The organism is Streptomyces sp. MMG1121, assembly GCF_001280015.1.
Lineage (GTDB): Bacteria > Actinomycetota > Actinomycetes > Streptomycetales > Streptomycetaceae > Streptomyces.
On the sequence record NZ_LGDV01000085.1, the window covers coordinates 79,281 to 90,879 of the forward strand.

7 protein-coding genes and 1 pseudogene are annotated in these 11,599 nt (G+C 72.4%); 1 reads left to right on the plus strand and 7 read right to left on the minus strand.

Annotated elements, in window-relative coordinates:
- Positions 1-22: 22 nt before the first annotated feature.
- The 6 genes from ADK64_RS09000 to ADK64_RS09025 all read right to left on the minus strand — a co-directional run bounded on the left by ADK64_RS09000 (position 23) and on the right by ADK64_RS09025 (position 7,081).
- Positions 23-892 carry an SDR family oxidoreductase gene (locus ADK64_RS09000; protein ID WP_053656852.1) on the minus strand — a complete coding sequence of 290 codons (870 nt, stop codon included), beginning with the start codon at positions 890-892 and terminating at the stop codon, positions 23-25.
- Complete coding sequence (locus tag ADK64_RS09005; protein WP_053656854.1) at positions 889-1,650, minus strand: thioesterase II family protein; 762 nt, start codon at positions 1,648-1,650, stop codon at positions 889-891. The genes ADK64_RS09000 and ADK64_RS09005 overlap by 4 nt, the downstream gene beginning before the upstream one ends.
- 118 nt (positions 1,651-1,768) lie before the next feature.
- Entirely contained in the window at positions 1,769-2,413 is a 645-nt protein-coding gene (locus ADK64_RS09010; protein WP_053656857.1) for a response regulator, read from the minus strand.
- Positions 2,377-3,675 carry a sensor histidine kinase gene (locus ADK64_RS09015; RefSeq protein WP_199829542.1) on the minus strand — a complete coding sequence of 433 codons (1,299 nt, stop codon included), beginning with the start codon at positions 3,673-3,675 and terminating at the stop codon, positions 2,377-2,379. Before ADK64_RS09015 ends, ADK64_RS09010 begins: the two co-directional genes overlap by 37 nt.
- 92 nt (positions 3,676-3,767) lie before the next feature.
- Complete coding sequence (locus ADK64_RS09020) at positions 3,768-6,278, minus strand: FtsX-like permease family protein (protein ID WP_053656859.1); 2,511 nt, start codon at positions 6,276-6,278, stop codon at positions 3,768-3,770.
- Positions 6,278-7,081 (minus strand): ABC transporter ATP-binding protein, encoded by an 804-nt coding sequence (locus ADK64_RS09025; protein ID WP_053656861.1) that lies wholly within the window; start codon positions 7,079-7,081, stop codon positions 6,278-6,280. Before ADK64_RS09025 ends, ADK64_RS09020 begins: the two co-directional genes overlap by 1 nt.
- Before the next feature lie 329 nt (positions 7,082-7,410).
- Here ADK64_RS09025 and ADK64_RS09030 point away from each other — a divergent pair, with 329 nt between their 5' ends.
- Positions 7,411-7,665: a hypothetical protein gene (locus tag ADK64_RS09030; RefSeq protein ID WP_053656863.1), complete on the plus strand. Its 255-nt coding sequence runs from the start codon at positions 7,411-7,413 to the stop codon at positions 7,663-7,665.
- A gap of 87 nt (positions 7,666-7,752) precedes the next feature.
- On the opposite strand, the pseudogene ADK64_RS09035 reads toward ADK64_RS09030, so the two are convergent.
- Positions 7,753-11,584: pseudogene (locus ADK64_RS09035) on the minus strand (type I polyketide synthase).
- Positions 11,585-11,599: the final 15 nt, after the last annotated feature.

Genomic DNA, 11,599 nt, shown 5'->3' on the forward strand with positions numbered 1-11,599 from the left:
GCGTTGATGGATGGGGAGTTGGTCAGGCAGCTCGCGGCGGGACGGGGCGGGGGCCGACGAGGGACTGGGCCTGTTCGACGAAGCTGGGCAGCCACTGCTCGTAGGAGACCGTCAGGAACCGCAGTGCCGCTTCCGCGTCCTCGCCGACCGTCGTGTGCAGCGGAGTGCCGGGGTCGTCGACGGCGGCGACGACCGCCTGGGCGGCCTCGGCGCAGTCGGCGGCGCCCTCCGCCACACGGGCGAGGAACCGGGTCAGCCAGGCGTGGTCGGCGGTGTACGGGCCGGTCCCGGACGGCTGACCGGCAGTGCCGGCGGCGGACTTGCGCTGGATGGCGGAGGCGAAGCTGCCCGGCTCCAGGCACACCACGCGGATACCGAAGGACTGGACCTCCGCGTACAGGGCCTCGCTGAGCGCGCCCAGGGCGGCCTTGCTCGCCGCGTAGAAACCGCCGTGCGGCACGGCGAACGTCCGGCCCGCGAGGGACGAGACGTTGACGATGACGCCGCGGCCCCGCGCGCGCATGTGGGGCAGCACGGCGCGGGACATCCGCAGCGGGCCCCAGAAGTTGGTCTCCATCAGCAGACGCGCCTGGTCGAGCGGCATGGTCTCGGCGGGGCCGGTGCGGTCGATGCCGGCGTTGTTGACCAGGACGTCGACGGGTCCGTGCCGGTCCAGCACCCCGGTCACGGCGGCGGTGACCGAGGCGTCGTCGGTGACGTCGAGCCGGGGGACGTCGAGCGTGAGGTTCTCGGCGCGGGCGCGCCCGAGCAGTTCCTCCGCGCTCGCGGGGTCGCGGACACAGGCGTGCACCCGGTCGCCCCGCCGGGCGAAGGCAAGCGCCGCCTCCAGGCCGATACCGCTGCTGCAACCGGTGACGAGAACGGAGGTCACGGCCGCACCGCCTGCTCCGCCAGGAGGTCCAGGACTGCCTTCGCATGGGTCGTCAGATAGAAGTGGCCGCCCTTGAACACATGGAACTCGAAGGACGTGTCGGTGTGGCGCGACCAGGCGCGTGCCTCGTCCACGGTGACCTTGGGGTCGTCGTCGCCGACCAGGCCGACGATCGGGCAGCGCAGGTTCGGGCCCGGCTCGTAGACATAGGTCTCGGCGGCCCGGTAGTCGGCGCGGATCGCGGGCAGGGCCATGCGGATCAGTTCCTCGTCGTCGAGGATCGCCGAGTCCGTTCCGCTCAACTGCCGCATCTCCTCGATCAGTCCGTCGTCGTCGCGCAGATGGACGTTCTCGTCGCGCGGGCACGAGGGGGCCCGGCGGGCAGAGGCGAACAGCCCGTGCGGGACCACGCCGTGGTCGCGTTCCAGCCGGCGGGCGACCTCGAAGCCGAGCGTCGCGCCCATGCTGTGGCCGAAGAGGAGCAGCGGACGGTCCGTCCACGGCAGCAGGACCGAGGTGACGTGGTCGGCCAGTTCCTGGATGCTCGCGGCGCACGGCTCGTTGCGCCGGTCCTGGCGCCCGGGGTACTGGACGGCGAGCACCTCCACCGATGCCGGCATGCTCGCCGAGACCGGGTGGTAGAAGGTCGCCGAGCCGCCCGCGTGGGGCAGGCACACCAGCCTGGCCGCCGCGTCCGGACGGGGGTGGTAGCGGCGGATCCAGAGACGGTCGTGCTCCTGCTCGGCGAGCGTGGCCATGGGGCGGGCGTGTCCTTCCTGGCGGTGACCGCCGCGCGGGGCGCGGCGCGTGCACCGGCAGTCTCACGCCCGAGGCCGTGCTGAACCACCCCTACCGGCCCCAACAGGTGGGTACGGCTCAGGCGTTGAGGTAGGCCAGCACCGCGAGCACCCGGCGGTTGCTGTCGCTGGACGGAGGCAGCATCAGCTTGGTGAAGATGTTGGAGATGTGCTTGGCGGCCGCGCCCTCGGTGACGGTGAGCCGCTGGGCGATCGCCGTGTTCGAGCAGCCCTCGGCCATCAGCTCCAGCACCTCGCGCTCGCGCCCGGTGAGCGCGGCCAGCGGCTCGTCCCGGGAGTGGCTGGTCATCAGCTGGGCGACCACCGCGGGGTCCATGGCCGTACCGCCGGCCGCGACCCGTCGTACGGCGTCGATGAACTGCTCGTCGTCCAGCACGCTGTCCTTGAGCAGATAACCGATGCCGCCGGTGCCGTCGGCCAGCAGTTCACGCGCGTACATCTGCTCGACGTGCTGGGACAGGACGAGGATGGGCAGACCGGGCTGCTCGCGGCGGGCGCGCAGGGCGGCCTGGAGACCCTCGGTGGTGAAGGTGGGCGGCAGCCGTACGTCGACGACGGCGATGTCGGGCCGGTGCTCGGCCATCGCGGCGGCGAGGTCCGTGCCGTTGTCGACGGCGGCGACCACCTCGAATCCGTACGCCTCCAGCAGTTGGATGATCCCCTGCCTCAGGAGGAAGAGGTCTTCGGCGAGGACAACGCGCACGGTAGCTCCAGATTCATCACGGTCGGACCGCCCGGGGGGCTGTCGATCTCCAGGATCCCGTCAAAGGATGCCAGCCGCCTCCGGATGCCCTCCAGACCGCTCCCGGCCGACACGTCGGCGCCGCCGCGGCCGTCGTCGGTGACACGGGTGTGCAGGACGTCGTCGTCGCACCAGGCGAGGACTTCCACGTGCTGGGCGTCGGCGTGTTTGAGGGCGTTGGTGAGCAGCTCCGACACCGCGAAGTAGACGGCGGACTCGACCGGGTCGGGCAGCCTGCCGGACAGGTCCGCCACCACGGTGACGTCCAGCGGGCTGGCCAGGCCCAGGGCGCGCAGGGCGTCGGCCAGGCCCCGTTCCGCGAGGACCGGCGGGTGGATGCCGCGGACCAGGTCGCGCAGTTCGCTCAGGGCCTGCACGGACGAGGTGCGCGCCTGCCGCAGCAGCTTGCGTGCCTCCTCGGGGTCCTGGGTCATCTTCCGGTCGACGGCGCCGAGTTGGAGGCCCAGGCTGACCAGGCGGGCCTGTGCCCCGTCGTGCAGGTCGCGTTCGATGCGGCGCAGTTCGGCGGCCTGGATGTCGAGGGCGCCGGAGCGGGTCTCCGACAGGTGCTGCACCCGGGAGGCCAGCTCGGACTGCCGGGTCGGGCCGAGCAGGAAGCGGACGAAGTAGCCGTACCCCTTGAGCACCGGCGGGCCGAGGAACACCCAGCCGGTGAGGACGACGAGTGCCAGCAGTCCCGCGGCGAACGCGGCCGGCCAGCTGTCGACCGTCACGGAGGCGTACCAGCGGCCCTGCCCGCCGTCCGCGATGGGCTGCCACAGGCCGCAGGCCAGGAACAGGCCCTCCCCCGCGTAGTACAGAAGTCCGGCCGGTACGAAACCGACCAGGCCGACGACGCAGTTGAGCAGCAGCCACAGCAGGTCCCGCCAGGTCGCGGGGTCGGTGAGGATCCACTTGCAGCGGCGCATCCAGCCGACGATGTCCTTCTCGATCTCCTCCGGTTCGGGGCGGTAGGGCCGCTCCACCGGGACGCCGGAGCGCGTGGCCGCGCGCCGGTTGAGGTCGGCCAGCCAGCGCACCGCCCTGGTGCAGTAGGGCAGCGCGAGAAAGCCGATGCCGATCACGGCGATGACGATGAAGTAGGCGGTGGTGACGAACAGGACGATCGACAGCAGGGCCCCGGTGGCGATCGCCACGCCGACCAGGGTGTCGATCGTGGCGCGGCCGAGTCGGCCGCGCCACGTGACCGGCACAGTCTTCATGTCCTCATGCTCCCATCCCGTGGCGCCGGAACCGGAAAGGGAGGGGCCGCCCCCGCCCGGGGGGAGCGGGGACGGCCCGGTCAGGGGGTGGCTCACGCGGCCTTCACCGTGTCCACGGCGGGGGTGCGCATGCCACGCCAGGAGGGCAGCAGCGTGGCGCCGAACACCAGCAGCAGCGACCCGCCGACGATGGCCAGGTAGATGCCGATGGATCCGGAGGGCAGGTACGAGTCGCTCTTCTTGAGGCTGTACGGGACGATGGTCGTCGCGGAGGCGATGGTGCCGAGGACGGTGGCGATGACGCCGATCAGCAGTCCCTCGACGCTCAGCATGCCGATCACCTGGGCGCGGGTCGCGCCGGTGAGCCGCTGGAGGCCGAACTCCGCGCGCCGTTTGCGGGTGACCGCCACCAGGGTGTTGACGACGGTGATCGCGGCGTACCCCACGATCATCGCGACGATGGTGTAGTTCGCGGACACCAGGATCTGCTGGATCTGGTTGTTCCGGCCGGCCAGTGAGGAGCTGACGTCCAGTTCGGTGCCGGGCACGGCGGCGGCCAGGGCGGCGAGGCGGTCGTGGACCTCGGTGCCGCTGCCGGGCGTGGTGCGGACCAGGATCTGGTGCGCCAGCCCGTCACCGGTGTGCGGGGCGACGGTCTCGGCGGGCAGCGTCAGGTACTCCTGCTTGGGGTTGTCGGCGTAGAGGGCGACGACGGTGGGACGTACGGCGGTACCGTCGCCGAGGTGCATCGGCAGCCGGTCGCCGACCTTCACGCCGTACTCGCCGGCCTTCTTGTCCGACAGGGCCACGGTGTCTGCGCGCAGATCCGTGAGGGAGCCGGCGACGACGGGCAGGTCGAGGCTCTGCCGCACGCCCTCGGCGGAGACTCCGCGCAGGTCGACGTCGGCCGGGCCGCCGGAGGCGTCCACGAAGCCGCGGCTGACGACGAGTTCGGAGGCCGCGGCCACCCCGGGCGTGGCACGTACCCGGTCGACGACGCCGGGGGCGAACCCGCCGGTCGAGGAGTCGAGGACGTACTGCGCGAGGATGTTCTTGTCGTAGGAGGTCCGCGAGACGTGGTCCTCGGTGGACTGCATGTACAGGGTGCCGGTGGCGATGCCGATGAGCAGGACGATCGGTGCGACGGCGCCAGCCATGCGGACGTTGGCGGTGGCGGCGTTGCGCAGGGCGAGCTGGCCGGAGAGTCCGGACAGGGCGCGCACCGGCAGCCGCAGCAGCGCCACCATGGCCCTGGTGATGCCGGGGGCGAGCAGGGCCAGGCCGATGCAGAACAGCACGGAGGCCGGTCCGGCGGTGCTGGCCAGGGTCGGGCCGTCCTGCATCACCGTGGCGGTGGCGATCGCCAGGCCGATGCCGTTGGCGAGGAAGAACAACGCGAGCAGCAGGCGCGGCACGCTGAACCAGCGGGTGCCGGCGGTGGCTTCGGCCAGGGCGGCGACCGGTTCGGTCCGGGCGGCCTTCCGTCCGGCGAACCGGGTGGCACCGGCCGCGGCGAGGACGGTGACGACCGCCCCGACGGCCATCGGGACCCAGCCGGCGTGGTAGACGATCTCCGACGACACCACGCCGCTGGAGGTCAGCACTCCGAACAGCAGCCTGCCGATGGCCCATCCGGGCAGCAGGGCGAGCAGCACGGAGCCCACCGACAGCACGGCCGTCTCGGTGAGGATCATGCGGCGCAACTGCTTCGAGGTGGAGCCGACGGCACGCAGCAGGGCCATCTCGCGGACGCGCTGCTGCAGGGAGAGGCCGAGGGTGGAGGCGACGCCGAACATGACGATCAGCACGACCGAGGAGCCGAAGACCGCCGCGAGGATGACGACCGTGCGCTTGCTCGCGAGGGTCCCGGGCAGTTCGGCCAGGCCCCGGTGCTCGCCGGTGAGCACCTCGGCGCGGTCGCCGACGGCCGTGCGCACCGCGTCCGCGACGGCGCCGACGCTCGTGCCGGGTGCGGGCACGACGCCGATCGAGTCGATCCGGCCGCCGGCGAGCGTGCGCGCCTCGTCGTCCGTGAAGAACACGGCGGCGTGCGGGTTGTGGTCGCCGCGCTGCTCGGCGATGCCGCTGACCCGGAACCTTCGGGTGTGGCCCTGTACGACGATGTCGACCGTGGACCCGGGACGGACGCCGGCGTGCTGCGCCAGCCCCGAGTCGAGGACGACCTCGCCGCCGGCGGCGGGGGATCCACCGGCGGCGAGGGTATAGGGGGTGAGCCGGGCGCTCGCCCAGCCGTGACCGTACGAGTCGGACTTGCCGGTCAGCGGCTTGCCGTCCTTGAGGACGGTGGCCGGGACCGACACGTCGCCGACGGCCGTGCGCACGCCGTCGGCCTTGGCCACCGCGGCGACCAGATCGGGGTCGATGCGGTGACGCTCGGTCAGGGCGGCGGAGTCGTAGCTCTGTTCACCGGTGACGACGACCGAGGCGCCGCCGAGGCGCTGCGGGTCGGCCGCCATGCGGACGCCGGTCTCCATCAGGCCGCCGCAGCCGATGACGATCGCGGCGCCGAGGAACATGGCGAGGAAGGTCGCGACGAAGCTCGTCCTGCGGAACTTCAGGGTACGCAGTGCCAGGCGCCACATCAGTAACGCCCCCCGGAGGCCTGCGGCGTGCTCTGGCGCTGGCTGTCGTCCTCCCAGGCGCCGAGCCTGGTCATGCGGGCGGCGACGGCGTCGGCGGTGGGCCGGTGCAGTTCGCCGGCGAAGGCGCCGTCGGCGAGGAAGACCACGCGGTCGGCGTAGGAGGCGGCGACCGGGTCGTGGGTGACCATGACCAGCGTCTGGCGGGCGGTGTCGACGGACTCGCGCAGCAGGGCGAGCACGGACGCGGCGGTGCGGGTGTCGAGGGCACCGGTGGGTTCGTCGGCGAAGACCACCGCGGGACGCGTCACCAGGGCGCGGGCGATGGCGACGCGCTGCTGCTGGCCGCCGGACAGCTCGGACGGCAGGTGGCCGAGCCGCTCGCCCAGGCCCACGCGCTGTACCACAGTGCGGATCAGGCTCTTGTCGGGCCGCTGTCCGGCCAGTTGCAGCGGCAGCGTGATGTTCTGCATGACCGTCAGCGCGGGCAGCAGGTTGAAGGACTGGAAGATGAAGCCGATCCGGTTGCGGCGCAGCTTGGTCAGCTGGGTGTCGTCCAGGCCGGCGAGATCGGTGCCGCCGACGGTGACCGTGCCGGAGCTGGGCTGGACCAGTCCCGCGGCGCAGTGCAGGAAGGTGCTCTTGCCGGATCCGGACGGGCCCATCACGGCGGTGAAGGTGCCGTCGGCGAAGCTCATGGTGAGCCCGCGGAGCGCAGCCACCTGGCTGTCTCCTCGGCCATAGGTCTTCGACACGGCGTCGAGCCGTACCGCCTCCGCCATGCGAAGGTCCTGTGAAGTGTGCACTGCGGGCTCCCCTATGAGATATCGCGCTTCTCACGCGGTGTCTGCGGACCAGATTAGGAACACTGCGGCTGCGGCACATTGGCATTCTCCAGCCGGTTCGAGGTAGAGGTTTCTCTACCTCGCCACGCCAGGTTTCTCGGCGGGTAGTCGGCGGAGGGTGTGTTCCGTTTGTCAAGGGCGAGAAAAGTTCCCGTGCCTGGATAACTGACCCCACCCTGTCCGAATACTTGACTTCCCCTCAAACAGTTCGGTTAGCACCCGTGTCGACTGGCGCATCTACGGGTACCTTCGGAGCCGTCGGCAAAATCCCCCGAAAGATGGGAAGTCCCATGGCCACGAGGCCTGACCCCGAGCTGACCGCCCAGGTCCGGCCCGACGGATATCTGGAGCTGTTCTCCCGGCGTACCGGGAAGCGGCACCGGTGCGGTCCGCGCGGCACGACGATGTGGCTGGCGCTCCAGCAGAGCGATTGGCAGCCGGAATCGGCCGCGGACGAAATCGCCTTTCAATTAGGAGTCGATCCGGACAGTATCCGTTGCGATATCCATGCATGGTTGTCGCATTTCCGCGAGGCCGCCGAGTGAAGAAGCCGCGGCGCGCGGCCGGCCATTCGGCCGCCGCGCCCCGCGGCATGCCGGGCCCGCGCCGGGCCCGTTACGGGCGGCCCGTCCTCAGCCGGCCGTCCGCCCCGCCGACCACGCCTGGACCGCCTCGGCGGTGGCCGCGGCGAAGTCCTCCAGGATCGTGAAGTGCGTGCCGGGTACGTCGACCGATGCGTGCTCCGTGGGCCAGGTGGCCCGCCAGTCGTCGGCGACGGTGCCGATGCCGGTCGCGAAGGACTCCTCGGGCCGCACGAACAGCACCGGCGCGGCCAGGGCGCCCGGCATGCAGTGCTGGATCAGGTCGCTGTAGCGGCTCATGGCGGCGAGGCGTGCGGTGCCGAAGCCGCCGAGTGCCGACTCGCGGTCCAGCATGCCGTCGAACATCTGCCGCCACAGGTCGTCCTTGCCGTCGTCCCCGGGCAGATACGTGTCCAGCAGCACCACGCCGGAGGCCGGTTGTCCGGCCTTCTCCATGATCTCGGCCGCCGCGTGGGCGAACTGGCCGCCGGAGGAGTATCCGACGAGGACGTACGGCCGCTCGTCCGGGCAGGCCCGGCGGATCCCCTCGACGACCACCTCCACGACCGCGTCGACGGAGCGGGGCAGTGCCTCGCCGGGGGCGAAGCCGGGCATCGCGGGCACCAGGACGTCCCGGCGGCCCTGGAAGTGCCGGGCGAAACGGGCGTACTGGTGGGCGCCGCCGAGTGCCATCGGCGAGGGCAGACAGACGAGCCGCGGCAGGGCGTCGCCGGTGGCCAGCCGCACCGGGTCGGAGACACCACCGAGTTCGGACGGCGACGAGAAGCCGGGGAGGATCTCGGCGACGGTGCGCAGCAGTTCGATGGCCTGTGCCATCCGCCCGTCGGCCGCCGCGCGCCGCACCAGCCCGCTGACCGACTCGAGGTCCGCGGCGCCGCCGGCCGGAGCCGGACCGCCGCCGGCCAGGTGTCCGCGCAGGGCGACGGCGAGGGCGGCCGGGGTGCGGTGGTCGAAGACGGCACCGGCGGGCAGGGTGCTGCCCAGAACGCTGCCGAGGGCGTTGCGGAGTTCGGCCGCGGAGACGGAGTCCATGCCGATCTCCAGGAAGAGGGCGTCGGGCTCGACGGCCTCCGGTCCCGTGTGGCCGAGGATCGCCGCGGTCTGGGCCCGCACCACGTCGGTCAGCAGCGCCTCCTGCTCGGCCGGCGGGGCGTCGGCCAGCCGCTGCCGCAGCGGTTCGGCGTCCACGGGTGCGGCGGTCGCGGCGGGCAGCACCGGCTCGGCGAGGGCACCGGCGGTGAGGGCCACGTCCGCGTCGAGCCAGTACCGGTCGCGCCGGAACGCGTAGGTGGGCAGTTCGGCGCGGGCCGTACCGGGGAAGAGCGCCGACCAGTCGGGGACGAGGCCGTCGGTGTGGAGGCGGGCGAGGCCGGACATGAGTGCCGCGGGCTCGCTGCCGTGGCGCCGGCCGAGGGCGACGAAGACGGCGCCGTCGGATTCCGCGCACTCGCGGGCGAGGCCGGTCAGGACGGCATCGGGACCGACCTCCACGAAACGGCCGGCGCCCGCTGCGGTGAGGGCGCCGACCGCGTCGGCGAACCGGACCGTCTCCCGCACGTGCCGCACCCAGTAGCCGGGGTCGCACAGTTGCTCCGCGGTGGCGGCGCGGCCGGTGAGGGTCGACACGAGCGGGACGCGCGGCTCGCGGAAGGTCAACTTCTCGGCCACGGACCGGAATGCGTCGAGCATGCCGTCCATCAGGGGCGAGTGGAAGGCGTGCGAGACGGCGAGCCGCTTGGTCTTGGTGAAGCCCTCGGCGGCGGCGAGCACCGCCTTCTCCTGCCCCGAAAGGACCACGGACGAGGGGCCGTTGACCGCGGCGAGCCCGACGCGCTCGTCCAGCAGCGGCCGCACCTCGTCCTCGCTGGCCTGTACGGCGACCATCGCGCCGCCTTCCGGGAGCGCCTGCATGAGCCGGCCGCGGGCGGCGACCAGGGTGCAGGCGTCGTCCAGGTCGAGCACGCCCGCCACATGGGCGGCGGCGAGTTCCCCGACGGAGTGCCCGGCGAGGAGGTCGGGCCGCACGCCGAAGGACTCCAGCAGCCGGAACAGGGCCACCTCGAAGGCGAACAGTGCCGTCTGCGCGTACTGCGTGCGGTGGACGGCGGCGGCGTCCTCGCCTGCCAGCAGCCCGGCCAGGTCCAGGCCGAGGCGGGCGTCGATCGCGTCGAAGGCCTCGGCGAACACCCGGTGGTGGGCGCGCAGTTCGAGGCCCATACCGAGGCGCTGGGCGCCCTGGCCGGTGAACAGGAACGCCGTACGGGTCCCGGACCGGGCCCTGCCGGTGACGGCCGTGGGAGCGGGGGCGCCGGTGGCGAGGGCGTGCAGAGCGGCCAGGAGCTGGTCCCGGTCGGTGCCGGTGACGGCGGCGCGGTGGTCGAACGCGGTGCGCCGGGTGCCGAGGGCCCGGGCGACAGCCGCCGGGTGCAGCTCGGGCCGGTCCGCCACAAAGGCGTGCAGCCGCTCGGCCTGTGCGGGCAGGGCCTGTGCGGAACGGGCGGACAGCGGCCATACGACGGCCGGGGCGTCCGGCTCGGTGTCCGCCGGGGGAACGTCCTCCGCGGACGCCTCCTCGATGATGGTGTGGGCGTTGGTGCCGCTGATCCCGAAGGAGGAGATACCGGCACGCCGCGGACGGTCCGCCCGGGGCCAGGGCCGGTGCTCCGTCAGCAGACTCACGTGGCCCGAGTTCCAGTCGACCTTCGTGGACGGCACGTCCGCATGGAGAGTCTTCGGCAGCACGCCCTCGCGCATCGCCATCACCATCTTGATGACGCCCGCGACACCGGCAGCGGCCTGGGTGTGCCCGATGTTGGACTTCACCGACCCCAGCCACAAAGGCACTTCACGCTCCTGGCCGTACGTGGCCAGCAAGGCCTGCGCCTCGATCGGGTCACCCAGCGTCGTACCGGTACCGTGCGCGTCCACCGCGTCCACGTCCGCGGCGGACAGACGGGCCGCCGCGAGTGCCTGCCGGATCACCCGCTGCTGCGAGGGACCGTTCGGCGCCGTCAGCCCGTTGGACGCACCGTCCTGGTTGACGGCGGAACCCCGACCGCTCCAGGACGAGGACGCCCAGTCCTTCGGAGAACCCGGTACCGGCCGCGTCGTCGGCGAAGGAGCGGCAGCGCCCGTCCGGGGAGAGGGCGCCCTGACGGCTGAACTCGACGTAGGTGCCTGGCGAGGCCATCACCGTCACTCCCCCGGCCAGCGCCAGGGTGCACTCGCCCTGCCGGAGTGCCTGGGCGGCCAGGTGCAGCGTGACGAGCGACGAGGAGCAGGCGGTGTCGACACTGAGCGTCGGCCCCTCCAGGCCGAGGGTGTAGGCGACCCGGCCGGAGACGATGCTGCCGGAGCCGAAGCTGCCGAAGTAGTCGTGGTACATGACGCCCGCGAAGACACCGGTACGGCTGCCGCGCAGCGTCGCGGGGTCGATGCCGGCGTTCTCCAGCGCCTCCCAGGAGCCTTCGAGCAGCAGTCGCTGCTGCGGGTCCATGACGAGGGCCTCGTTCGGGCTGATGCCGAAGAACGCGGCGTCGAAGTCGCCCGCGTCGTGCAGGAATCCGCCCTCACGGGTGTAAGAGCGGCCCGGCGCGCCCGGTGTCGGGTCGTACAGGTCCGGGTCCCAGCCGCGGTCGTCCGGGAAGGGGGTGATGCCCTCCGCGCCGTCCGCGACCAGGCGCCACAGGTCCTCGGGGGACCGGACGCCGCCGGGGTAGCGGCATGCCATGCCGACGATCGCGACCGGTTCCCGGGCAGCCGCCGTCAGCGCGCGGTTGCGTTCCCGCAGCCGCTCGATCTCCTTCAGCGAGGCGCGCAACGCCTCGACCATCCTGGTGTCCGGCTTCTCGGACTCGGCCATGGTCCTCTTCCTTGT

Excerpts from the sequence above, each read along its gene's own strand:
- ADK64_RS09005 (WP_053656854.1), bottom strand. The coding sequence starts at position 1,650 with ATGGCCACGCTCGCCGAGCAGGAGCACGACCGTCTCTGGATCCGCCGC.
- ADK64_RS09015 (WP_199829542.1), bottom strand. The coding sequence starts at position 3,675 with ATGAAGACTGTGCCGGTCACGTGGCGCGGCCGACTCGGCCGCGCCACG.
- ADK64_RS09020 (WP_053656859.1), bottom strand. The coding sequence starts at position 6,278 with ATGTGGCGCCTGGCACTGCGTACCCTGAAGTTCCGCAGGACGAGCTTC.
- ADK64_RS09030 (WP_053656863.1), top strand. The coding sequence starts at position 7,411 with ATGGCCACGAGGCCTGACCCCGAGCTGACCGCCCAGGTCCGGCCCGAC.